Source organism: Aureimonas fodinaquatilis (assembly GCF_008369445.1).
Lineage (GTDB): Bacteria > Pseudomonadota > Alphaproteobacteria > Rhizobiales > Rhizobiaceae > Aureimonas > Aureimonas fodinaquatilis.
Genome location: NZ_VTWH01000002.1, coordinates 109,163 through 131,653, shown reverse-complemented (window position 1 = coordinate 131,653; position 22,491 = coordinate 109,163). Strand labels below are relative to the sequence as shown.

Here is a 22,491-nt window from a genome sequence, read left to right as displayed (position 1 = left end):
CATATTGAACAACGGGAAAAAATTGCTTTTTTCAGGTGAAAGCGGCTATTCTGGCTTTTCAACCAGATGGCGTTTTCACTCAATATGGCAGCAAACGCCAGATAACGCGGTTTTATCAGTTGCAACTACGGATTTTGCCGGAAACGATCATTCTTTTGCCAAAACAGTTTCGTACAGGCAATAAAGCAGATAATGAAGCGGCTGATTTGAAGAGCGGGAGCCTGAATCCTTGATGACCTTGAAACGCATATTTGCAAGCAGCGCACTCGCTTCGATGGTTCTGCTCGGCTCTGTCAGCCTGAGCGCCGTTGTCACAGATCAGGCGGTGGCCGCTACGCAGATCAGGGTTGTGGTCAATAAAGAAGCCGTGACCTCCTATCAGGTCCAGCTTCGGCAGGCATTCCTGAAGCTTCGTCGCTCGCCCGCTACGGCCGAGGCTGCGACCAATGAGCTGATCGACGAAGTGATCAAGCGGCAGGAAATGCGCCGTCGTGGCGTAAGCGTGCCGGATGCTGCGGTCGACGCAGCTTTCGCCAATTTTGCCAAACAGAACAAACTGTCAGAGGCGCAGTTGGGCCAGGTTTTCTCGCAGGCTGGTTTCACCGCTGCCGGATTCAAAGAATATATTCGCGTGCAGATGGGCTGGGGCCAGGTTGTGCGCATGAACACGCAGCAGGCCGAGCGGCTGAGTGAACAGGATGTTGTTCAGCGGATGCTGCAACAGGGCGGCAAAAAGCCCTCCACCACTGAGTATATGTTGCAGCAGGTAATATTTGTGGTGCCGGAAGGCAGCGCAAAGGAACGCCGCACCGGCGAAGCCAATTCCATGCGCCAGCGCTTTCGCAGCTGCAACGAAACTGTGCAGCTTGCACAAGGTCTGCGTGATGTGACTGTGCGCGATCTTGGCCGCATTACCCAGCCGGAGTTGCCACCACGCTGGAAAGACGAAGTTTCGCGGCTTTCCACCGGCGGAACAACGCGGCCCCAGGTAACCGAGCGCGGTGTGGAATTTATTGCCGTATGCAGCGCCCGCAACGTTTCCGATGACCGTGCGGCGCAGCTTGTTTACCAGGCGCAGGATCTTGAATCCTTGAGCCAGAACGCCGAGCCGGATGCGGCCCTTTTGAAAAGACTGCGTGATGCGGCAACCATTGTCCGTAGATGATATCATTGCCAGGGTCAGACATGCAGCCGATTGCAATTTCAGTTGGTGAGCCGTCTGGCATTGGCCCGGATCTGATTGTTTCCTGCTACGCAGACAGAAAAAAACTTCAATTGGCGCCATTTTTCGTGTTGGCCGACCCGGTGATGCTGGCCGGGCGCGCCGAGCGGCTGGGTATCAGGGTTGAAATCGCCAATCTCGATTCTCCACAACATGCTGCCGCAACATTTGCCAACGCCCTGCCGGTCATTCCCCTGCACAACACGCACCTGGACAGCCCGGGGGAACTGAAATCCGAGAACGCTGCGGGCACGGTGGAGGCAATTGAGCGTGCCACCGCTTTTGTGCTTGGCGGTGAAGCTTCCGCGCTGGTGACAGCCCCGATTGATAAAAAGGCACTGTATGATGCCGGCTTCAATCACCCCGGCCACACGGAGTTTCTGGCAGAGTTGTGCGCGCGGTCCAGCGGGCGGCAGATTCAGCCGGTCATGTTGCTGACAGGGCCTGAGCTTTCCTGTGTTCCTGTGACCATCCACATTCCGTTGAGCGAGGTTGTGGGCGCGCTGACAACAGAATTGATTGTCGAAACAGCGCAGATCGTGGTGCGGCATTTGCAGATGGATTTTGGCCTTGAAAAGCCGGTTCTGGCAGTTGCCGGGCTGAACCCCCATGCGGGCGAGCGTGGGGCGCTGGGCATGGAGGATATTTCCGTCATTGTGCCTGCGGTGCAAAAGTTGCAAGGCATGGGCATAGACGCCACCGGGCCGCTTCCTGCCGATACGATGTTTCATGCGGAAGCGCGTTCGACTTACGATGTCGCCTTGTGCATGTATCATGATCAGGCGCTCATCCCGGTTAAAACGCTGGGCTTTGATCAGGCAGTGAACGTGACACTTGGCCTGCCGATCATTCGCACATCGCCCGACCACGGAACTGCGATGGGGCTAGCCGCATCAGGGCGGGCCAGACCGGACAGTTTCATTGCCGCAATTGATCTTGCAGCACGCATGGCCCAATCGCGGCATAATTTTCGGACCCATACACAGTGAACACCTCTCCAACGCTGCCTCCCTTGCGTGATGTTCTGGCGGCGCACGGGCTGGACCCACGCAAAGCCCTTGGCCAGAATTTTCTGCTGGATTTGAACCTGACCGGAAAAATTGCCCGGCAGGCGCAAGTGAGCAGCCAGGATGTTGTGGTTGAAATCGGCCCCGGTCCCGGTGGCCTGACCCGTGCTTTGCTTCAGGAAGGCGCGGCAAAGGTTATCGCGATTGAAAAAGACCCGCGCTGCCTGCCTGCTCTGGCTGAAATCTCCGCCGCCTTTCCGGGCAGGCTGGATGTGATTGAGGGTGATGCGCTGCAATGTGATCTGGCAGATCTGGCTGGCGGGCCGTTCAAGGTTGTCGCCAATTTACCCTATAATGTTGGCACACAGATTTTGCTGGATCTGCTGACGGTCGCAGACTGGCCACCGCTGTGGACATCACTGACTTTGATGTTTCAGAAAGAAGTTGCCCTGCGCATTGTTGCCGGCGCTGATGATGCCCATTACGGCCGACTTGGTGTCTTGTGCGGTTGGCGTTGCGATGCCAGAATTTTATTCGATCTTCCGCCTCAGGCATTCACGCCACCGCCAAAAGTCACATCTGCCGTGGTGCAGCTTGTGCCACGCCAGCAACCTTTGCAAGCCAATCTGGCGACGTTGGAAAAGGTTACGGCGGCGGCCTTTGGCCAACGTCGCAAAATGCTGCGGCAGAGCCTGAAAAGTCTGGGTGGAGAAAATCTGCTGAAACTGGTGGGCATCGATCCGCAACGGCGGGCAGAAACCCTTTCAGTGGCAGAGTTTGTGTCTCTGGCAAATGCGCTGTGAAGCAACGCAAATGCCGCAGATTGTTTGGCAGAGCGTTTCAGGTGGACGAAAAATCACATGAAACGCTTCTGAAGCCCACTATTCTTCCATCAACCGCTCTGCTTGTTCCAGAAGATCAGCGGTAAAATCAAACAGGCCGGGGCGGCGGTCGCGGCGCAGACGTTCTGCGTTAACAATCGATAGAACGGCGGCAAATGCGCGATCCAGATCGTCATTGATGACAACATATTCGTAGTCGCGCCAACGCTCTATTTCCACCTTGGCATTGCGCAGCCGCATATTGATGGATTCGGCGGAATCTTCCGCCCGCCGGTTCAAACGCGAGCGGAGCTCTGCCATTGAAGGTGGCAGAATGAAGATCGAGACAATGTCGGCCTTGGCCTGGTCCTGCAACTGGCGCGCGCCCTGCCAGTCAATATCAAACAGCATGTCCCGGCCTTCACGCATGGCCTTTTCTGCTGCTTCGCGAGGCGTTCCGTAAAAATTGCCATGCACTTCTGCCCATTCCAGCAGCGCGTCGCCATTTCTCAGCCGGTCAAATTCATCATGCGTGATGAAGTGGTAATGCACTCCATCAATTTCGCTTGGGCGCCGCTTGCGTGTTGTTACACTGACGGACAGGGAGAAACGGTTGTCCTGCTCCAGCAAGCTGCGCGCAATGGTGGATTTTCCTGCACCTGATGGAGAGGAGATAACAAGCATCAACCCGCGCCGGGCAATCGGCAGCGGGGATTCGGTGTCAACGAGCGGCCTCATTCGATATTTTGAACCTGTTCCCTGAATTGGTCCACAACGACCTTGAGCTGGAGACCGATTGCCGTCAGCGACGTCGCGTTGGATTTCGCGCACAGTGTATTCGATTCGCGGTTAAATTCCTGTGATAGAAAATCGAGCCTGCGCCCAACTGCCCCACCTTCCGCCAGCATAGTGCGGGCGGCGGCAATATGCGCGCGCAATCTGTCCAGTTCTTCCTGAACATCCGCCCGGGTGGCCAGCAACGCGGCTTCCTGTGCCAGGCGACCTTCATCCAGCCCGATGCCTGTACCAAGCAAAGCTTCGACCTGCGCTTTCAACCGTGCCTGAATGACGGCAGGTCTGCGCGCATCATCCGCTTCCGCAGCAACCACCAGGCTTTCCATTTCATCCAGACGGCGCATCAGCACCTGGGCAATCTCCCGCCCCTCGGCCTGCCGCGCACTGATCAACCGGTCCAACCCACTGGCAAACGCTAGCAGCATCTCATCCAGCAGCGGCTTGTCCGGCTGCACCACCATGTCCACCGGCTGGTCAATAACCCCGCGCAGCGCCAGCAGGCCATCTGCCGTTGGCAGAGCCGCATGCCCATTAGCAACCAGACTGTCACAAACCGCAGCATAGTCCATCAACACCGCCATGTTGACGGCAGGTGTGCTTTCGCCAATCGATTTTTGCAGCTGTAAGGAAATTTGCAGATTGCCACGGACCAGATGCCCGGACATCATCCGGCGTATGTCAGGTTCCAGAGCTTCATAACCTGAGTTCAGGCGGATTTTGGCATCCAGCCCCTTGCCGTTGACCGAACGAAGCTCCCAGGCGACAAGCCGTCCCTGAATGTCGGTTTCAAAGCGGGCAAAGCCCGTCATGCTGGCAACGGGCTTTCCCATATTACGGCACTCTTTCAAGCTTACTCAACCAACTCGGCGTCACTGTTTTCAGCAGCGGCAGCGGCACCGCGCGCCCGCATCACTTCCCGGTATCGTGCAACATTGCGGTTGTGCTCTGCCAGCGTTTGGGCAAACACATGCCCACCCTCACCATCAGCCACGAAATACAGGTCGTCGGTTTCCAGCGGCTTCGCCACAGCTTCCAGCGCAGCGCGCCCGGGATTGGCAATCGGGCCAGGTGGCAAGGCCGGTATGACATAGGTGTTGTATGGCGTGTCGCTTTGAATATGAGACCTGCGCAGCGGTTCGCCTGACGGCTTACCCGCGCCGCCCCAGATTCCGTAGATAAAGGTTGGATCCGATTGAAGCCGCATGTTCTGGCGCAGCCTGTTGATGAACACAGAAGCCACATGCGGCCGTTCCGCATCAACACCGGTTTCCCGCTCGACAATCGAAGCCAGCGTTACAAACTCTTCAACCGTATCGATCGGCAGATTGTCCACCCTGGTGGCCCATATCTGTTCCACCATCGCAGTGTGCGCATCCGACATCTGCGAAATCAGCTCGTTACGGCTGGTGCCGCGCGTGAATGTATATGTCTCCGGCAGCAGACTTCCTTCAGCCGGCATGGGTGGAAGATTGCCCATCAAAGCGTCGTCACCCTCAAGCCGGGCATAAATCTGCGCGACCGTCCAACCTTCCGGCACGGTGACAGAGTGCACGATCGATCTCCCGGCCACCAGTTTTTCCAGGACCTGCTGCATGGATGTGCCAGCGGGGAAACCATATTCGCCCGCTTTCAACTGGCCACCCGCACCGGATAGCCGCGCTCCTACCTGAAAAACCAGTGGATTTGAAATGATGCCGGCATTCGCCAGGCCGTCAGAGATTGTAGCCAGCGCTCCGCCACGCGGAACCATGTAGGTTACATCCTGTTGCAGTGGGCCACGCCCCTCAAACTGCAATTTGCCCCAGTAAAACATGGCCGCACCGCCAATCAAGGCAATGACGGCCAAGCCAAGCATGAAATTGATGAAAACGATGATGGCGTTGCGCGACCCGCGAGAACGACCTTTTTTGCGCCGCTTTCCAGTGGATTCAGAATCCGGTGTTCTTCCGCCGCCTCTCGTCAGATCAGTCACAGGATACGAGCCTCTCAAATCAATTGATGCAGCAGGGTATTTCCGCTTTGCGATCCGTTCGCCGAAATACCCTGACTCAATGCTCTGCGGTTACCGCCCGGACGAAACCGTCTGACAGTTTCGCTCGGGTTACCGGATCAATATGGCGAAAGCCGGGTTGGACCATTCCAGGCGATGCCGTAATCGCCCGAAATGTTGAGCTCTTTGTTGCGCATTGCCCTGCTGCCAGAACGAGTCCGCTTCAGCAGGAAATGCTTCAGTCCGTAACCCGCTTTACAACCAGCGAAGCGTTCGTTCCGCCAAATCCAAACGAGTTCGACAATACAACATCAATCTGCCGTTCACGCTTGACGTGGGGCACAAGATCAATGGCGGTTTCAACCGAAGGATTGTCGAGATTCAGAGTCGGCGGCGCAACATTGTCGCGAATGGCGAGGGTTGAGAAAATTGCCTCCACCGCACCGGCAGCACCCAGCAAATGGCCAATGGCCGATTTTGTGGATGACATGGAGACGTGGCTTGCCGCATCGCCCAGCAATCTTTCCACCGCACCAAGCTCAATCGTATCGGCCATGGTCGAAGTGCCATGGGCGTTGATATAGTCGATCTGCGAAGGCTCCAGCCCTGCCCGCTTCAAAGCGGCGCGCATGCAGCGCTCGGCACCTTCGCCGTGTTCGGATGGTGCCGTGATGTGAAACGCATCACCGCTCAGACCATAACCCACCACTTCCGCATAAATCTTTGCGCCGCGGGCTTTCGCATGTTCGTATTCTTCCAGCACCATGATGCCCGCGCCCTCACCCATGACGAAACCGTCCCGGTCTGCGTCATAGGGGCGGGATGCCCTGGTAGGATCGTCATTGCGCATGGTGGAAAGCGCTTTGCATGCAGCAAAACCTGCCATGGAAATGCGGCAGACAGGAGACTCGGTTCCGCCGGCAACCATGACATCGGCATCATCCAGCGCAATCAACCTTGCCGCATCGCCAATGGCGTGCGCACCGGTGGAGCAGGCTGTAACAACCGAATGGTTCGGGCCGCGCAGCTTGTGCCGGATTGAAACATGGCCGGACGCCAGATTGATCAACCGACCGGGAATGAAGAACGGAGATATCCGCCGAGGACCCTTGTCGCGTAGTGTGTAACCCGCCTCAACAATGCCTTCCAGACCACCAATTCCCGAGCCGATAAGGACGCCGGTACGCTCTTGGTCTTCATTGTTTTCAGGATGCCAGTTGGCATCGGCCAAAGCTTCATCAGCAGCGGCGACCGCATAAACAATAAATGGGTCAACCTTGCGCTGTTCTTTGGGCTCCATAATCAGATCGGGAGAAAAAGTACCGTCGCTGCCGTCGCCCATCGGGATCTGGCATGCAATCTGGCAAGCCAGATCATCCACCTCAAACCCGGTGATACGAGCGGCGCCGCTTTGACCGGCCAACAGACGCTTCCAGCTTGCTTCTACGCCAGATGCCAGTGGTGACACCATGCCAAGGCCGGTAATTACAACACGCCTCATCAAGCACCCTTTTATACTTTACGCAGGCTGCCGGGCAAACGCCGCACAGCAGCAGGCACAAACCAGCGTCACACTGGCCACGCCGCGGTCAGAATTTGCCGGGCCTTTCAGCCCGGCAACGCGTAATGCACCAACGAAAGAATCAGCTCTGATTCTTTTCGATGAACTTGACCGCATCTCCAACCGTCAAAATCGTCTCGGCAGCGTCGTCCGGAATTTCAACGCCGAACTCTTCTTCGAAAGCCATGACGAGTTCGACCGTGTCCAGGCTGTCTGCGCCAAGATCATCAATGAAGCTGGCGTTATCTGTCACCTTCTCTTGTTCTACACCAAGATGCTCGACGACGATCTTCTTCACCCGTTCAGCGGTATCGCTCATATTATATCCTCTAATGAGTTAGTTTCGCCGTTCTCGTTAGACGCCGCCAGACGGTTAATCAAGCGGCCAGGCTGCAAAGTGCTGGCGTATGGCAGCTCCGCTCCTGAAAAACCGGGCCCTGCGCCTTGCAGCAACATGGCCCGAAAAGCTTTATCAGATCATGGCCATTCCGCCATTCACATGAATAGTCTGTCCTGTAACATAAGCTGCTTCGCCAGATGCAAGAAACAATGCCGCAGCCGCAATTTCTGCCGGATCACCCATGCGTTTCATGGGAATCGCAGACATAATTGATTCTTTCTGCTTTTCGTTCAGTTTGCCAGTCATGGCGCTTTCGATAAAGCCCGGCGCAATGCAGTTAACCGTCACATTGCGCGAAGCAATTTCCTGCGCAAGCGATTTTGAAAAGCCGATAAGCCCCGCCTTGGCAGCACAGTAATTGGTCTGGCCGGGATTTCCGGTAACCCCGACGATAGACGTGATGTTGACGATGCGGCCATAACGGCGGCGCATCATCTGATGTGTCAGAGCCCGGGTCAGGCGAAATGTCGCGGTCAGGTTCACTTCCACAACGCTGTCCCAGTCGTCATCCGACATGCGCACGAAAAGGCCGTCGCGAGTGATTCCGGCGTTGTTGACCAGAATATCCACTCCGTCCAGGGCGCTGTCAGCCGCTTCGGCCAACGCCTTCTGATCTTCCCTGTCGCCCAGATTGGCCGTGAAGACATGTGCGCGCTCACCCAGGGAAGCAGCCAGTTCGTCCAGTTTTTCCCGGCGCGTGCCATGCAAGCCAACGGTTGCACCGGCAGAATGCAGCGTGCGGGCAATTGCCTCACCAATACCGCCACTTGCTCCGGTGATCAGCGCTTTGCGCCCTGTTAAATCGAACATGCCACTCATTCTCCCAGCTTCTGCATCGCCGCCTCGACATCCGCCGGTGTGCCTATGGACAGGCTGGTCAGGCGTTTGTCGATCCGCTTTGCCAAGCCCGATAGCACTTTACCGGCCCCCACTTCAAATAGAGTATCAACCGCATCATCGGCCAGGAACATCATGCTTTCGCGCCACCGCACCTGCCCGGTCACTTGCTCCACCAGTTGAGCGCGGATCCGCTCCGGGTCGGAAACCGGTGCCGCCATGACATTTGCTATCAACGGCACGGTGGGCTGATGAATGTCCACACCCAGCAGCGCCTCGGCCATCTTGTCGGCGGCAGGCTGCATCAAGGCACTATGGAAAGGTGCAGATACCGGCAGCGCGATTGCGCGCTTGGCCCCCTTTTCAGAAGCCAGAGCCATCGCCCGCTCCACTGCGCCCCTGCTGCCCGAAATCACAAGCTGGCCGCCGCCATTGTCATTGGCAATCTGCACCGTTCCATCTTCGCTGGCCGCAGCACACACTGCTTCCAATGCGTCATTTTCCAGACCGATAATCGCGGCCATGGCGCCTTCACCCGCAGGCACGGCGGCCTGCATTGCGTTGCCCCGAATGCGCAACAGCCGGGCTGTTTCACCAATGGACAAAGCGCCCGCGGCAGCCAGTGCGGAATATTCACCCAGAGAGTGGCCTGCAACATAGCTGGCGCTTGCCAGATTGAATCCGCGTGATTCCATCGCCCGCAATGCGGCGAGTGATACCGCCATCAGGGCAGGCTGCGCATTGGCCGTCAAAGTCAGGGTTTCGTCCGGTCCTTCAAAAATCAACTGGCTCAGCTTTTCGCCCAGCGCCGCGTCAACTTCATCAAAGACTGCCCGACTTTCAGGAAATGCCTGGTAAAGCTCGTGCCCCATGCCAGTTGCCTGGCTGCCCTGCCCCGGAAATACCAATGCAAGTTTCATGTCAGCAAATTCCTTTTGTTGTTAACGCGGGTCAATGAGTATCGGAACCGGCCATGTCAAGCCAAGCCTTGCGAACTGAGGAGAAATCGCGTAAATGCCGCCACGTCAATGCTCGATTTGTCAGCCGGGGGCTGAACGGAAGGGCGGTTTCCGCCGTCGCATGGTCTGTAAGGCCCTGCATCGCTTCCCGTGTCCCTGCTCTCGACGTCTCAACTGACGCGCCTTTTCCATACCCAGCCCGCCAAGGGCTGCTTCCGGGAGAGTTGCAGAGGCTTAGCCGCTGTCAATCGAGCAGGATTGTGAAGCTAAAACACGGAAAGGCAACCATATGGCGCTCTATGAGCACGTATTTCTTGCCCGGCAGGACATTAGCGGCCAGCAGGTCGAAGCGCTCGTTGAACAATATCGCGGCGTGCTTGAAGCTAATGGCGGCAAAGTCGGCAAGGTCGAGAGCTGGGGTCTGAAGACCCTGACATATCGCATTAAGAAGAATCGCAAGGCGTATTACACCCTGATCAACATCGACGCGCCTTCGGCCGCTGTTGCTGAGATGGAACGCCAGATGCGTTTCAACGAAGACATTCTTCGCTACATGACCATTCGCGTCGAGGAGCATGAAGACGGTCAGTCGGCCATGATGCAGAAGCGTGATGACCGTCCACGTCGCAACGACCGTGATGGCGGCGACCGTCCACCACGCCGTGACCGGGAAGACCGCCCGCGCCGTGAGCGCAGCGAGGAGGCCGTATAATGGTTGATATCGCCCAGTTGCCGACACGCCGGCCATTTCACCGTCGTCGCAAGTCCGATCCTTTTGCAGCGAGTGATTCGCCGAAGATCGACTACAAGGACGTGCGTCTTCTGCAGCGCTACATTTCAGAGCGCGGCAAAATCGTTCCTTCACGCATTACGGCTGTTTCGCAGAAGAACCAGCGCGAGCTGGCACGTGCCATCAAGCGCGCCCGGTTCCTCGGCCTTCTGCCATATGTGCTGAAGTAAAATTCTGTCTGGCGGCGCCTGCGCCGCCAGACTTCGCCTTCCGTGGCAGGGGGCGAAGAAGCAAAACGCCAAGTTGGGGCAAAGGCTCCTAACTGCAAGATCTGCAGGACAGCGAAAGAACCAATGCATAAGTCCGCTATTCTCGTTTCACTGGCCACCGGCCTGACAAGCGCCCTGCTTTTCGCAGCCGTTGTCAGCCAGTCAGTTCTTGGCATCATCATTGCCATGCTGGCTCCGCTGCCGATTTTTATCGCCAGTCTGGGTTGGGGCAGTCTCGCTGGGCTTGTTTCGGCGCTTGTTGCGGGCGCAGTCTTCACCATCGCCACCGGTTCCCTTCTTGCCAGCGCCCCGCTTCTGGTCGGCATGGCGTTGCCGGCAGCATGGGTCGGTCATCTGGCCGGTCTTTCCCGCTCGTTCACCGCATCAGACAACACTGAATATCTTGAGTGGTATCCGCTATCGCATATTCTGCTGGCAATCACTCTTGCTTCTGCGGGTGCGTGCATCATCATCGGCTGGCTTATCGGCTTTAGCCTGGAACAGTTTGGCCTGTATGTCGTGCAGGCGATGGAGCTTGGCCAATCCGGCATGAGCGCCGAGGAACAACTGCAATTTGCCGACATGGCGCTTCGCATTGTGCCTTATCTGGTTTCCGGCATGCTTTTGTTCATCATGTGCGGTCTGCTCTATGTCGCGGGTTTCATCACCCGCGCCAGTGGCAAGCTTGCCCGCCCGGTGGATGATATTCCGGCCACGCTCAGCCTGCCCGGTTCCGCCTTGATTGTGCTGGCGCTGGTGCTGGCCGCATCACTTCTGGGTGGCACCGTCGGGGTTGTCGCCTCGGTTTTCACAGGGGCTTTGGGCATGGCCTTTGCCATGGTTGGCCTTGCAGCCATGCACCGGTTGACCCGCCCGGTTCCGGGCAGAATGCTGATCCTGTTCACCGTTTACTTTCTCATCCTGTTTACCTCGCTGCCGCTGCTCGCGTTCATGGTGCTGGGCATTGTCAACGTGGTTCGCAACAACTCATTCCGAAATTCAAACTGAAATTCTGAACTCAAAGGAAAATCCTATGGAAGTCATTCTTCTTGAACGCATTGCCCGTCTTGGCCAGCTTGGCGACACTGTGCGTGTGCGCGATGGTTTTGCTCGCAATTACCTGCTGCCAACTGGCCGCGCGCTGCGCAACAACGAGGCCAACCGTGCACGTTTCGAAACACAGAAGGCACAGCTGATCGCCCGCAACGAAGAGCGCCGGACCGACGCGCAGTCGATTGCCAGCCAGCTTGAAGGCAAGCGCATTGTCATCATCCGTTCCGCCGGTGAAACAGGCCAGCTCTACGGTTCAGTTTCTGCACGTGATCTTGCAGAGCTGATCAAGGCCGAAGGCTTCAACATCAGCCGCAATTCGGTGAACCTGAATCAGCCTCTGAAGACAATTGGTCTTCACTCTGTTTCCATCATTCTGCATGCGGAAGTTGAAGTTAAGGTCGACGTCAATATTGCCCGTTCGCCGGATGAAGCAGAGCGTCAGGCACGCGGTGAGCTTCTGACATCGGCTGATGCTATCTACGGCACCGATGAAGACGAAGTTGAAGCCGAGGATGAAGCGGAAGACGCGGACTCCGAAGAAGCAGAAGATGAGGAAACCGCTGCCTGATCTGGCAGTTTTCCCCAAGTTTTCCACAGCGTGGGGTCGGGATATAACTGCCCGGCCCCACGCTGTTTTTGATGATGCTGCCCGGCGCTTTTACCGTGCCCCATCCTGCGGCGTGCCAATTCACAGCGGTGACTTAATCCTGCGCTCACTCTAAAATGTCGTGTCTCGAAAAATAAGGTTGGCAGCTATGGCCGAAACGGCGCGCAAGGCCGAGCAAGATGGGCAGCTTTATCGCGAGGCGCCATCCAATATCGAGGCAGAGCAAGCTTTGCTTGGCGCAATTCTGGTCAATAATGATGCCTATTACATTGTTCATGACTTTCTGAAGCCAGAACATTTTCACGAGCCTTTGCACCGCGAAATTTTCGGCAAGGCATCGGAAATGATTCGCATGGGCAAGATTGCCAATCCGGTCACGATCAAAACCTTCATGGCGGCGAATGATCGGGTGGGTGATATCAGCGTCGCGCAGTATCTGGCGCGCCTGGCTGCAGAAGCCACAACCATCATCAACTCATCAGACTATGGCCGCGGCATCTACGACCTGGCGCTTCGCCGTTCGCTGATCCGCATTGGCGAAGACATGGTCAATGACGCGTTCGACGCGCCGTTGGACATGGAGCCAAAAAAGCAGATTGAAGAAGCTGAGCGCAAGCTTTTTGAGCTGGCTGAAACCGGGCGCTATGATGGTGGCTTTCAGCCGTTTTCCGATGCAATGGCGCTGGCCATCGAAATGGCGGGCGCCGCCAAGGATCGTGACGGCGGGCTTTCCGGAACCTCCAGCGGCATCCGGGAACTGGACCGCCGCATGGGTGGCCTGCAATCATCGGATTTGATCATTCTGGCGGGTCGCCCTGCGATGGGCAAAACCTCGCTGGCCACCAACATCGCTTTCAATGTTGCCAGTGCCTACGAGGCGGCAGAACAGGCCGACGGCTCTTTCAAAGCCAAGAATGGCGGGGTTGTTGCTTTCTTTTCGCTCGAAATGTCGGCAGAGCAGTTGGCCACGCGTATCATTTCCGAACAGAGCGAAGTTTCTTCTTCCAAAATCCGGCGTGGCAATATCACCGATGCCGAATATGCCAAGCTTGTTGCCTGCACCGAAATGATGCAGCGCGCCCCGCTCTATATCGACCAGACCGGTGGTATCTCCATTGCGCAATTGGCGGCACGGGCGCGGCGGCTGAAGCGGCAGCGTGGGCTGGATGTGATGGTGATCGACTATTTGCAGCTTATGCAAGGTTCGTCCCGGCGCGCATCCGAAAACCGCGTTCAGGAAATCACCGAAATCACCACCGGCCTGAAGGCCCTGGCCAAGGAACTTTCGGTGCCGATTATCGCACTGTCACAGCTTTCCCGTCAGGTCGAAAACCGGGAAGACAAGCGGCCACAATTGGCGGACTTGCGTGAATCCGGTTCGATTGAGCAAGACGCCGACGTGGTGATGTTTGTGTATCGCGATGAGTATTATCTCCAGAACAAGGAACCCAAGCCCGGAACGGATGAGCACCTGAAATGGCAGCAGCAAATGGATGAGGCGCGGGGCAAGGCCGAGGTGATCATCGCCAAGCAGCGTCACGGCCCGACCGGAACCGTTCAGCTGGCCTTTCAGGCCGAATTCACGCGGTTCACCGATCTGGCAGAGGATTCTCATTTGCCAGAGCGGTTTGAATAGAACTTGGAAACCGGGTAGCAGCCGCATATGGCCAAGGCAAAAACCAGCTTCATCTGCCAGAATTGCGGCGCGGTTTACACGCGCTGGCAGGGCAAATGCGATGCGTGCGGCGAATGGAACACAATTGTCGAGGAAAGCCAGTCGGGCGGCATCGGTGGCGGCCCGTCTCAGGCACGGCGCAAGGGCCGGCCCTCGGCATTGTTCTCCTTGTCCGGCGAAACGGAGGAAGCACCACGCATCGTATCCGGCATGTCGGAACTGGACCGGGTAACCGGAGGCGGTTTCGTACGCGGCTCGGCAATTCTGGTTGGCGGAGATCCGGGCATCGGCAAATCCACATTGTTGATGCAGGCCGCCGCGGCATTGGCCCGGCGTGGCTACAGCATTGTTTACGTTTCAGGTGAAGAAGCCGTGGCGCAGGTTCGGCTGCGCGCACAGCGGCTGAACGCGGCAGACAGCAACGTTCAGTTGATGGCGGAAACCAATATCGAAGACATTTTGGCCACGCTGGCCAGCAATGCCAAACCGGATCTTGTGATCATCGATTCCATTCAAACCATCTGGACCGACATTGCTGATTCCGCACCCGGTACGGTTACTCAGGTCCGGGCAGCGGCACAGACCTTGATTCGCTACGCCAAATCATCCGGCACCGCGGTGGTGCTGGTTGGCCATGTCACCAAGGAAGGCCAGATTGCCGGTCCGCGGGTGGTTGAGCATATGGTGGATGGCGTGATCTATTTTGAAGGTGAAGGCGGGCATCACTACCGCATTTTGCGCGGCGTCAAAAACCGATTTGGCGCAACCGACGAAATCGGCGTTTTCGAAATGGGCGATGGTGGCCTGCGTGAAGTTTCCAACCCGTCAGAACTTTTTCTGGGCGAGCGAAACACGCAGGCGCCCGGCGCAGCCGTGTTTGCCGGAGTGGAGGGCACACGCCCTGTTCTGGTGGAAATTCAGGCGCTGGTTGCACCATCCAACCTTGGCACGCCGCGCCGCTCGGTGCTTGGCTGGGATCAGCCACGCCTTGCAATGGTGGTTGCTGTGCTGGAGGCACATTGTGGTGTGCGGCTTGGCCAGCATGATATTTATCTGAATGTTGCAGGTGGATACAGGATCAATGAACCAGCGGCGGACCTTGCCGTGGCGGCTGCTCTTGTTTCTTCACTTTCAGGCATAGCTCTGCCCGCCGATTGCGTTTATTTTGGCGAGATCAGCCTGTCAGGTGCGGTCAGGCCGGTGGCCCATGCTGCACAAAGATTGAAGGAAGCGGAAAAGCTTGGCTTTCGTCAGGCGGTTTTTCCAACAGCCAGCGCAGAATTGCCGCGTTTAAGCGGCATGACATCCACCCAGATTGGGCCGCTTGCCGATCTGGTGGTAAGAGTTGCAAGCGGACTGAAGAAAACGAATGCTTGATTTTCACCGCATGCGCGAGTGTAAGACGGGGCACAAACCTCATTTGCCCAGACTGTACCGCAAAAGCCAGGGATCAGAATGAACATTACCTTGCTCGACATCGCGCTCGTCGTGATCACCCTTATCTCTGCCATCCTGGCCATGGTGCGTGGCTTCTCGCGGGAGGTGCTGTCCATCGTCAGCTGGGTCGCCGCCGCCGCAGCAGCATGGTACTTCTTCCCGCGTTTCACTCAATATGCCGAACCGTATATTTCCAACCCCACACTGGCCATGGCGGTCACCGCGCTGGTTATTTTTGTGGTGGTGCTGATTGTGGTTTCGCTCATCACGCTGCATCTGGCAGATTTCATCATCGACAGCCGGGTTGGTGCTATCGACCGCATGCTGGGCTTCCTGTTCGGCGTGGCGCGGGGCATTCTGCTCATGGTGGTGGCAGTGGTGTTTCTCAACTGGCTCAACCCGGCAGAACAGCATCCACAGATCGCAAATGCTGCCAGCAAGCCGTTTCTGGATAATCTGGGCAGCACCCTGGCCGGCAAAATGGACGGGCTGGTTGACTTTGCAAACTCCAAGCTGGGCACACCACCCCAGCCACCTGCTGGTGAAACCGCACCGCAACCGGCTGAAACGGAAGATGCAGGAACTATCGAAGACCTGATAGACGGCACGACGCAGCCTGCACCGGCACCGGCACCTGCGCCTGCGCCTGCCAACTAAAAGCGTTCCCTGTTGAAACGGTCATGGTTCAGCAGGAAGACGGTGTGCCAGAACCCGAGTGTTACGCGGGCGGAAGCAATTTCGGTGGTTTTGCGTTGGAAATTGCGTCCGCCAATCTTTATATTCGCGAATGTGCCTTTGAGCCCCCATATGCAGGGCACAACTTCAATTGGCCCGTGGGCCGGAAAATGAGTGGATAATGGAAAATCTTCCGTTTGAAGACTTGGACGGTGACACTCTGCACGAAGAATGCGGTGTATTCGGCATTCTGGGCCACCCTGATGCTTCAACCCTGACTGCCCTGGGCTTGCATGCACTTCAGCATCGCGGCCAGGAAGCCGCGGGGCTGGTGTCTTTTGACGGCAAGCAGTTTCATGCGGAAAAGCGCATGGGGCTGGTGGGTGATCACTATACCGACCCTTCGGTGCTGGCCCGCCTGCCCGGCCAGATGGCCATTGGCCATGTGCGCTATTCCACCACGGGCGAAACAGCGTTGCGCAATGTGCAGCCGCTTTTTGCCGAGCTGGAAGTGGGCGGCATCGCCATTGCCCATAACGGCAATTTCACCAACGGGCTGACATTGCGCAAGCAGTTGATCGCCGATGGTGCCATTTTCCAGGCAACGTCAGACACGGAAGTTGTGCTGCACCTCATCGCGCGCTCCAAACACATCTCGTCTTCCGACAGGTTTGTTGATGCCATACGCCATGTCGAGGGCGGTTACTCGATGCTGGCTCTGACCCGTACCAAATTGATTGCCGCGCGTGATCCGATTGGCATTCGGCCGCTGGTCATGGGTGAGTTGGACGGCAAACCGATTTTCTGTTCGGAAACCTGTGCTCTGGACATTATTGGCGCCAGATACATCCGCGATGTGGAAAACGGCGAAGTCATTGTTTGCGAAATTCAGCCCGATGGCTCGATCTCGATCGATTCCACGCGGGACGAAAAGGTCGGCCCGGAGCGGCTTTGCCTGTTTGAGTATGTTTATTTTGCCCGGCCGGACTCCATTGTTGGCGGACGCAGTGTTTATACGGCGCGCAAAGCCATGGGCAAGCATCTGGCACAGGAAGCGCCGGTTGAAGCCGATGTTGTTGTGCCGGTGCCGGATGGGGGCACCCCTGCTGCTATAGGCTATGCACAGGCAAGCGGCATCCCGTTCGAGCTGGGCATTATCCGCAACCACTATGTCGGCCGCACCTTCATTGAACCGACGCAGCAGATCCGGGCCTTTGGTGTAAAGCTGAAACACTCTGCCAACCGTGCAATGATTGAAGGAAAGCGTGTTGTGCTGGTGGATGATTCCATTGTTCGCGGCACAACCTCGCTGAAAATTGTGCAGATGATCCGCGACGCTGGCGCAAGCGAAGTGCATATTCGCGTTGCCAGCCCGATGATTTTCTATCCGGATTTTTACGGCATCGACACGCCGGATGCTGAAAGGCTGCTGGCAAACCAGTATTCCTCGCTGGACGCCATGTGCAAATATATCGGGGCGGACTCCCTTGCCTTCCTGTCGCTGGACGGGCTGTACCGGGCCGTGGGTGGCGAGTCGCGCAATGATGATGCTCCACAATTCACTGATCATTATTTTACAGGCGACTATCCCACGCGCTTGCAGGATCAGGAAACACCGCCTAGCACGGTGCGCAAACTGTCTGTCATGGCAAATTACGGCTGAAGCATTTTCCGGTGAAAACATTCGCGTTTCACTGGCAGGACAATGCGACACATGAGAGTCAGAGCCATTCAGGTGATCGTATGATCATAAATTGGCTCTGGATACCGCGCTCGCATATGCGGCAAAACAGATCCGCGGCGGATTGGCATGTTCACTATGCCGAAACGCCGCGAAATATTGTGACAAGGGCATCAAATGGCCGACAAGCTTAACGGGCGGATAGCCCTTGTTACCGGCGCATCACGCGGTATCGGATATTTCATTGCAAAGCAGCTTGCAGCGGAAGGCGCGCATGTGATCGCCGTAGCGCGGACAGTTGGCGGTCTGGAAGAACTGGACGATGAAATTCAGGCCGCTGGTGGCACCGCAACGCTGGTGCCGCTGGATTTGACGGACATGGCGGCCATAGACCAGCTTGGCGGCGCGATTCACGAACGCTGGGGCAAGCTGGACATTCTGGTGGCCAATGCCGGTGTTCTGGGCGTTCTTGCACCGCTGGGACATATTGAGGCCAAGACGTTTGAAAAAACGATGTCCATCAACGTCAACGCAACGTGGCGAATGATCCGCACCGTTGATCCTCTCCTGCGCATGTCGGATGCAGGGCGCGCTGTTTACCTTTCATCTGGCGCAGCGCACAGCACGAAGGCGTATTGGGGCTTGTATGCGGCGTCAAAGGCGGCGGGCGAGGCGATGATACGCTCCTGGGCGAATGAGACGGTCAATACTCCGCTGCGTGTCAACTCTGTCAATCCAGGGGCGACACGCACTGCCATGCGGGCATTGGCAATGCCGGGGGAAGACCCGGACACCCTGCCCCGCCCGGCTGATGTTGCGGCAAAAATTCTTCCGCTGCTTTACCCGGAAGTCACACGGACCGGCCAACTGTTCGATGTGCCGCAAAACCGTTTTCTCAGCTACCGCGTGCCAGAGTGAGCATTTCCCGTTGAAACTTTTGTTTCAACGAAAGGACAATGCGACCAGAGAAAAACCAGCATTTCCCGTTGAAACTTTTGTTTCAACGAAAGGACAATGCGACCAGAGAAAAACCAGCATTTCCCGTTGAAACTTTTGTTTCAACGCACGGACAATGCGACAAGAGAAAACCAGCATTTCCCGTTGAAACTTATGTTTCAACGCACGGACAGTCCTACACGACAAAGTGCCAGCATCGGCCGCTGAAGCGACATCGTTTCAACGGCATGCCTGTGAGACAGAAAAGTCAGAGAGCTTCAACTGATACGCTGATCAGGTGAAGCTCTCATCATTCGGTTTCGTGATGTTTGGCCAGGGCAATGCGATATGAACGTATGGCGAGGGGCATGGCTGCGTAATAAGCCAGCGAAGAAACAACCAGCGTTTCCCAGAAGTAGCTGAGCAAAAGACCGATATAGAGCACTACCACCAGAACCAGCGGAACCACATGTTCGCGTTTGACCGGAATGGCCATTGTCTTGCCGGAATAGGTCGGAATGCGGCTGGCCATCAACAGGCCGACAACGACCAGATAGACCGAGGCAAACATTGCAGTGATCTGCGGAAAACCGGTGCTTTCGCCGCTGAACCCAAGATAAACGGGAAACAACGCCAGGGCCGCTCCGGCAGGTGCGGGCACGCCAACAAAGTAAGCGCTCTTCCATGCAGGCCGGTTGGGCTCATCCAGCATCGTGTTGAAGCGCGCCAGCCGCAGGGCAGAGCCACTGGCGTAAAGCAGGGCTGCTATCCAACCCCCGGCACCGGCATCGTGAAGTGTGAACGCATACAGCACCAGGGCTGGCGCAACGCCGAAATTGACCACATCCGCCAGCGAGTCCATCTCAGCGCCAAAGCGGCTTTGGCCGTTGACCAGACGCGCAATACGCCCGTCAATCCCGTCCAGAAACGCAGCACCCAGCACCAGAACAACCGCCAGCTCAAAGCGACCCTCAAATGCGTAGCGAATGCCGGTCATGCCTGCGCATATCGACAGAATGGTGATGAGATTTGGTAGAATGTGGCGCACGGGAATGCGGGAGTAATAGCGAATGGTCGCTGGTTCTTCCGGTCCGCCTGCTGGATCCTGCATCAATATCAATCCCTGCGTGCTGGCCAGCTTGCCAATTCCTGCCCGTGTTCGGCAAGCACTGTTTCCCCGGCAATCGCGGTCTGGCCCTCAGCCACACGTGGCACAACTCCATCTGGAAGATAGACATCCAGCCGCGAGCCAAATCGAATAAGTCCAAAACGCTGGCCGGCTTCCAAAGTTTCACCCTGTTTGACAAAGCTGATAATTCGCCGGGCCACCGCACCGGCAATCTGCACCACGCCAACCTCACCAAATGGGCCTGCCAGTATCATGGATGAACGCTCATTAACCTCACTGGCTTTGTCCAGCTCTGCATTTTTAAACTCACCTTCGCGATAGGCCGTGCGCAGGATCGCGCCGCGCACCGGGGCGCGGTTAACATGGCAATTGAACACATTCATGAAAATCGAAATCCGCAGCATTGGCTCATCACCCAACTGCAATTCAGTCGGTGGCACAACATGACCAACCAGCGACACGGTGCCATCAGCCGGGCTGACAACAAGATGGTCGGCCTGCGGCACGATTCTTTCCGGATCGCGGAAGAAATAGGCACACCAGATTGTCAGAACCAGACCGATCCAGAACAGCGGTTCCCACAAAAACCCCAGAATGAGCGAGGCAACAAAAAACCCGGCGATGAACGGGTAACCCGCGCGGTGCACGGGCACCAGAGCGTTGCGAATTGACTGAAGCATGTTCATGGAATTTTTCCTTCAAGCAATTTCACGCACATCTGCCCGTGCAGTTCGCGTTATAAAATTGCGACTGTTCTGTTACAGCGATGTAAAGGGCTTATTGGCCGGGTTCAAGCGGGTCTGACACCCGCTTGCGTTCAACCACACCAAGCGCATCCGCCGCACGGGCGCGCTCCAACGCCTCTTCAGCCTCGTCCACTTCGCGCTGCATGCTCCACATTTCGGCATATAGGCCGCGTTGTGCCAGCAAGGATGCGTGCGTTCCCCGTTCGGCAATTTCGCCGGCGCGAAGCACGATAATTTCGTCCGCATCAACAATGGTTGAAAGGCGGTGAGCGATGGTCAGTGTGGTGCGCTCGCGGGAAACAAGGGTAAGAGCACCCTGGATCTCCTGTTCGGTGTGCGTATCCAATGCCGAGGTTGCTTCATCCAGCACCAGAATTGGCGGCGCCTTCAAAATCGTTCGGGCAATTGCGACACGCTGCTTTTCTCCGCCCGAAAGCTTCAGCCCGCGTTCGCCCACCATGGTTTTATAGCCATCTGGCAGCGATTCTATGAAGTTGCCAATCTGCGCCAGCGCTGCCGCTCTATAAACCTCAGCCTCGGTGGCACCTGGTCGGCCATAGGCGATGTTATAGGCAATGGAGTCATTGAAAAGCACTGTATCCTGAGGAACAATGCCAATGGCAGCCCGCAAGCTGTGCTGGCTGACCTTGGCGATGTTCTGGCCATCAATGGTGATCTGCCCGGAAGACGTATCATAGAAGCGGAACAGCAAGCGTGAAATGGTGGACTTTCCAGCGCCGGAAGGGCCAACAATTGCCACGGAGCTTCCGGCCGGCACGTCAAAGCTGATGCCTTTGAGAATCTCACGCTCCGGATCATAGGCAAAGCGCACATTTTCAAACCGGATTGCGCCCGCAGTCACTGTCAGCGGTGGCGCATCCGGATCATCCTTGACCTCCTGCCGCACGGTCAGCAGGTCAAACATCTGCTCCATATCCGTCAGACCCTGGCGAATTTCGCGGTAGATAAAGCCAATGAAGTTCAGCGGAACCGAAAGCTGCATCAACAAAGCGTTGATAAAAACAAAATCGCCCAGATTTTGCGTACCGGCCTGAACCTCACGCGCGGACATGATCATGATAATGCCCATGCCGATGGCAAAAATGACCCCTTGTCCGAAGTTCAACCAGCCGAGCGAGGTCCAGGTCTTTGTTGCCGCGCGTTCAAACCGGGCCATGGAGCGGTCAAACCGCTCTGCTTCCATGGTCTCATTGCCAAAATACTTCACGGTTTCAAAATTGAGCAGGGAATCAACCGCCCGTGTGTTGGCCTCTGTGTCACTGTCGTTCATCTCGCGGCGAATCACGGTGCGCCAATCACTGGCCCAGACGGTGAACCACGAATAAAGCGCCACGGTCATGGCCACCACAAGCATGTAGGACACGCCATATGTCAGGCCGAAAATTGCTGCTGTCAGCAGGAATTCCAGCAAGGTCGGCATTGAATTGAGAATGGTGAACCGGACAATGGTCTCGATGCCACGGGTTCCGCGCTCGATAATCCGGCTCAGGCCACCTGTTCGCCGTTCCAGATGAAAGCGCAGCGACAGAGCATGCATGTGCACAAAGGTGCGGTAAGCCAGTCGGCGCACAGCATATTGCCCGACGCTGGCAAACAGCGCATCGCGCAGCTGGTTAAATGCGACTGAAATGACCCGCGCAACATTGTAGGCAATAACAAGCGCCACTGCTCCCGTCAGAAACAGCGGCAACCAGCCCGGCGTTGCATTTCCCTGATCCAGCGCGTCCGTTGCCCATTTGTAAAAATAGGGCACGCCAACGGTCAGCACTTTGGCTGTCAGCAGAAAAACGCTGGCCCACACCACCCGCGCGCGCAGATCCGGGCGCTCGGCTGGCCACATATAAGGCCACAATTTGCGAAGTATTCTGAATGTCGCTCCCCCGTCACTTAAGTGGGGGTGCTGGCTCATATCTGTCAAAACGAATATCCGGAAGGCATTT

At 56.7% G+C, this 22,491-nt stretch carries 23 protein-coding genes; 13 read left to right on the top strand and 10 right to left on the bottom strand.

Features of this window, described 5'->3' with window-relative positions; all coding sequences use genetic code 11:
• Positions 1-35: 35 nt before the first annotated feature.
• The 4 genes from FPY71_RS06690 to rsmA are packed head-to-tail and all read left to right on the top strand — an operon-like array spanning position 36 to position 3,032.
• Positions 36-233 (top strand): hypothetical protein, encoded by a 198-nt coding sequence (locus tag FPY71_RS06690; protein WP_149298978.1) that lies wholly within the window; start codon positions 36-38, stop codon positions 231-233.
• Positions 233-1,165 (top strand): SurA N-terminal domain-containing protein, encoded by a 933-nt coding sequence (locus FPY71_RS06685; RefSeq protein ID WP_246160181.1) that lies wholly within the window; start codon positions 233-235, stop codon positions 1,163-1,165. Before FPY71_RS06690 ends, FPY71_RS06685 begins: the two co-directional genes overlap by 1 nt.
• Positions 1,166-1,185: 20 nt before the next feature.
• Entirely contained in the window at positions 1,186-2,211 is a 1,026-nt protein-coding gene (gene pdxA, locus FPY71_RS06680) for a 4-hydroxythreonine-4-phosphate dehydrogenase PdxA (protein WP_149298976.1), read from the top strand.
• A complete protein-coding gene (gene rsmA / locus FPY71_RS06675; protein WP_149298974.1) occupies positions 2,208-3,032 on the top strand; it encodes a 16S rRNA (adenine(1518)-N(6)/adenine(1519)-N(6))-dimethyltransferase RsmA in 825 nt (274 codons plus the stop codon). The genes pdxA and rsmA overlap by 4 nt, the downstream gene beginning before the upstream one ends.
• Before the next feature lie 78 nt (positions 3,033-3,110).
• Here the strand turns inward: rsmA and gmk are convergent, their stop codons facing one another.
• The 7 genes from gmk to fabD all read right to left on the bottom strand — a co-directional run bounded on the left by gmk (position 3,111) and on the right by fabD (position 9,553).
• Entirely contained in the window at positions 3,111-3,788 is a 678-nt protein-coding gene (gene gmk / locus FPY71_RS06670) for a guanylate kinase (RefSeq protein WP_149298972.1), read from the bottom strand.
• Entirely contained in the window at positions 3,785-4,675 is an 891-nt protein-coding gene (locus FPY71_RS06665; RefSeq protein ID WP_246160180.1) for a YicC/YloC family endoribonuclease, read from the bottom strand. Before FPY71_RS06665 ends, gmk begins: the two co-directional genes overlap by 4 nt.
• A gap of 20 nt (positions 4,676-4,695) precedes the next feature.
• Positions 4,696-5,817, bottom strand: coding sequence for an endolytic transglycosylase MltG (gene mltG, locus FPY71_RS06660; protein WP_246160179.1), 1,122 nt, complete (start codon positions 5,815-5,817; stop codon positions 4,696-4,698).
• 256 nt (positions 5,818-6,073) lie between these two features.
• The gene (gene fabF, locus FPY71_RS06655; RefSeq protein WP_149298970.1) at positions 6,074-7,336 is read right to left on the bottom strand and encodes a beta-ketoacyl-ACP synthase II; all 1,263 of its coding nucleotides are present in this window, start codon (positions 7,334-7,336) and stop codon (positions 6,074-6,076) included.
• A 142-nt stretch (positions 7,337-7,478) separates the two neighbouring features.
• A complete protein-coding gene (locus tag FPY71_RS06650) occupies positions 7,479-7,715 on the bottom strand; it encodes an acyl carrier protein (protein ID WP_102957906.1) in 237 nt (78 codons plus the stop codon).
• Positions 7,716-7,868: 153 nt separating this feature from the next.
• Entirely contained in the window at positions 7,869-8,606 is a 738-nt protein-coding gene (gene fabG, locus FPY71_RS06645; protein WP_149298968.1) for a 3-oxoacyl-[acyl-carrier-protein] reductase, read from the bottom strand.
• A 5-nt stretch (positions 8,607-8,611) separates the two neighbouring features.
• Complete coding sequence (fabD, locus tag FPY71_RS06640; RefSeq protein WP_149298966.1) at positions 8,612-9,553, bottom strand: ACP S-malonyltransferase; 942 nt, start codon at positions 9,551-9,553, stop codon at positions 8,612-8,614.
• A gap of 328 nt (positions 9,554-9,881) precedes the next feature.
• Here fabD and rpsF point away from each other — a divergent pair, with 328 nt between their 5' ends.
• The 9 genes from rpsF (at position 9,882) to FPY71_RS06595 (ending at position 18,637) form a co-directional block, all read left to right on the top strand.
• Complete coding sequence (rpsF, locus tag FPY71_RS06635; RefSeq protein ID WP_149298964.1) at positions 9,882-10,304, top strand: 30S ribosomal protein S6; 423 nt, start codon at positions 9,882-9,884, stop codon at positions 10,302-10,304.
• Positions 10,304-10,552 (top strand): 30S ribosomal protein S18, encoded by a 249-nt coding sequence (gene rpsR / locus FPY71_RS06630; protein ID WP_039193423.1) that lies wholly within the window; start codon positions 10,304-10,306, stop codon positions 10,550-10,552. The genes rpsF and rpsR overlap by 1 nt, the downstream gene beginning before the upstream one ends.
• Before the next feature lie 123 nt (positions 10,553-10,675).
• Positions 10,676-11,599 carry a DUF2232 domain-containing protein gene (locus FPY71_RS06625; protein WP_149298962.1) on the top strand — a complete coding sequence of 308 codons (924 nt, stop codon included), beginning with the start codon at positions 10,676-10,678 and terminating at the stop codon, positions 11,597-11,599.
• A gap of 25 nt (positions 11,600-11,624) precedes the next feature.
• Positions 11,625-12,212 carry a 50S ribosomal protein L9 gene (gene rplI, locus FPY71_RS06620; protein WP_149298960.1) on the top strand — a complete coding sequence of 196 codons (588 nt, stop codon included), beginning with the start codon at positions 11,625-11,627 and terminating at the stop codon, positions 12,210-12,212.
• Positions 12,213-12,399: 187 nt separating this feature from the next.
• Complete coding sequence (locus FPY71_RS06615; protein WP_149298958.1) at positions 12,400-13,887, top strand: replicative DNA helicase; 1,488 nt, start codon at positions 12,400-12,402, stop codon at positions 13,885-13,887.
• A gap of 27 nt (positions 13,888-13,914) precedes the next feature.
• Positions 13,915-15,303, top strand: coding sequence for a DNA repair protein RadA (gene radA / locus FPY71_RS06610; RefSeq protein ID WP_149298956.1), 1,389 nt, complete (start codon positions 13,915-13,917; stop codon positions 15,301-15,303).
• A 78-nt stretch (positions 15,304-15,381) separates the two neighbouring features.
• Positions 15,382-16,020 (top strand): CvpA family protein, encoded by a 639-nt coding sequence (locus FPY71_RS06605; RefSeq protein ID WP_149298955.1) that lies wholly within the window; start codon positions 15,382-15,384, stop codon positions 16,018-16,020.
• A 199-nt stretch (positions 16,021-16,219) separates the two neighbouring features.
• Positions 16,220-17,701 carry an amidophosphoribosyltransferase gene (purF, locus tag FPY71_RS06600; protein WP_149298953.1) on the top strand — a complete coding sequence of 494 codons (1,482 nt, stop codon included), beginning with the start codon at positions 16,220-16,222 and terminating at the stop codon, positions 17,699-17,701.
• A 195-nt stretch (positions 17,702-17,896) separates the two neighbouring features.
• Positions 17,897-18,637: an SDR family NAD(P)-dependent oxidoreductase gene (locus FPY71_RS06595; RefSeq protein WP_149298951.1), complete on the top strand. Its 741-nt coding sequence runs from the start codon at positions 17,897-17,899 to the stop codon at positions 18,635-18,637.
• Positions 18,638-18,965: 328 nt separating this feature from the next.
• Here FPY71_RS06595 and pssA read toward each other — a convergent pair whose 3' ends face one another.
• From pssA to FPY71_RS06580, 3 genes are all read right to left on the bottom strand, one after another.
• A complete protein-coding gene (gene pssA, locus FPY71_RS06590; protein WP_149298949.1) occupies positions 18,966-19,766 on the bottom strand; it encodes a CDP-diacylglycerol--serine O-phosphatidyltransferase in 801 nt (266 codons plus the stop codon).
• Between the two features lie 5 nt (positions 19,767-19,771).
• The gene (locus tag FPY71_RS06585; RefSeq protein WP_149298947.1) at positions 19,772-20,470 is read right to left on the bottom strand and encodes a phosphatidylserine decarboxylase; all 699 of its coding nucleotides are present in this window, start codon (positions 20,468-20,470) and stop codon (positions 19,772-19,774) included.
• Positions 20,471-20,561: 91 nt separating this feature from the next.
• Positions 20,562-22,460, bottom strand: coding sequence for an ABCB family ABC transporter ATP-binding protein/permease (locus FPY71_RS06580; RefSeq protein ID WP_149298945.1), 1,899 nt, complete (start codon positions 22,458-22,460; stop codon positions 20,562-20,564).
• Positions 22,461-22,491: the final 31 nt, after the last annotated feature.

What these genes read in the sequence shown, in the direction of transcription:
- rpsF (WP_149298964.1), top strand. Translation starts at nt 9,882, where the DNA reads ATGGCGCTCTATGAGCACGTATTTCTTGCCCGGCAGGACATTAGCGGC.
- fabG (WP_149298968.1), bottom strand. Translation starts at nt 8,606, where the DNA reads ATGTTCGATTTAACAGGGCGCAAAGCGCTGATCACCGGAGCAAGTGGC.
- FPY71_RS06615 (WP_149298958.1), top strand. Translation starts at nt 12,400, where the DNA reads ATGGCCGAAACGGCGCGCAAGGCCGAGCAAGATGGGCAGCTTTATCGC.
- FPY71_RS06625 (WP_149298962.1), top strand. Translation starts at nt 10,676, where the DNA reads ATGCATAAGTCCGCTATTCTCGTTTCACTGGCCACCGGCCTGACAAGC.
- gmk (WP_149298972.1), bottom strand. Translation starts at nt 3,788, where the DNA reads ATGAGGCCGCTCGTTGACACCGAATCCCCGCTGCCGATTGCCCGGCGC.
- FPY71_RS06605 (WP_149298955.1), top strand. Translation starts at nt 15,382, where the DNA reads ATGAACATTACCTTGCTCGACATCGCGCTCGTCGTGATCACCCTTATC.
- fabF (WP_149298970.1), bottom strand. Translation starts at nt 7,336, where the DNA reads ATGAGGCGTGTTGTAATTACCGGCCTTGGCATGGTGTCACCACTGGCA.
- FPY71_RS06685 (WP_246160181.1), top strand. Translation starts at nt 233, where the DNA reads ATGACCTTGAAACGCATATTTGCAAGCAGCGCACTCGCTTCGATGGTT.
- purF (WP_149298953.1), top strand. Translation starts at nt 16,220, where the DNA reads ATGGAAAATCTTCCGTTTGAAGACTTGGACGGTGACACTCTGCACGAA.
- FPY71_RS06585 (WP_149298947.1), bottom strand. Translation starts at nt 20,470, where the DNA reads ATGAACATGCTTCAGTCAATTCGCAACGCTCTGGTGCCCGTGCACCGC.
- radA (WP_149298956.1), top strand. Translation starts at nt 13,915, where the DNA reads ATGGCCAAGGCAAAAACCAGCTTCATCTGCCAGAATTGCGGCGCGGTT.
- fabD (WP_149298966.1), bottom strand. Translation starts at nt 9,553, where the DNA reads ATGAAACTTGCATTGGTATTTCCGGGGCAGGGCAGCCAGGCAACTGGC.
- rpsR (WP_039193423.1), top strand. Translation starts at nt 10,304, where the DNA reads ATGGTTGATATCGCCCAGTTGCCGACACGCCGGCCATTTCACCGTCGT.
- FPY71_RS06595 (WP_149298951.1), top strand. Translation starts at nt 17,897, where the DNA reads ATGGCCGACAAGCTTAACGGGCGGATAGCCCTTGTTACCGGCGCATCA.
- pssA (WP_149298949.1), bottom strand. Translation starts at nt 19,766, where the DNA reads ATGCAGGATCCAGCAGGCGGACCGGAAGAACCAGCGACCATTCGCTAT.
- FPY71_RS06665 (WP_246160180.1), bottom strand. Translation starts at nt 4,675, where the DNA reads ATGGGAAAGCCCGTTGCCAGCATGACGGGCTTTGCCCGCTTTGAAACC.
- FPY71_RS06580 (WP_149298945.1), bottom strand. Translation starts at nt 22,460, where the DNA reads ATGAGCCAGCACCCCCACTTAAGTGACGGGGGAGCGACATTCAGAATA.
- FPY71_RS06650 (WP_102957906.1), bottom strand. Translation starts at nt 7,715, where the DNA reads ATGAGCGATACCGCTGAACGGGTGAAGAAGATCGTCGTCGAGCATCTT.
- pdxA (WP_149298976.1), top strand. Translation starts at nt 1,186, where the DNA reads ATGCAGCCGATTGCAATTTCAGTTGGTGAGCCGTCTGGCATTGGCCCG.
- rplI (WP_149298960.1), top strand. Translation starts at nt 11,625, where the DNA reads ATGGAAGTCATTCTTCTTGAACGCATTGCCCGTCTTGGCCAGCTTGGC.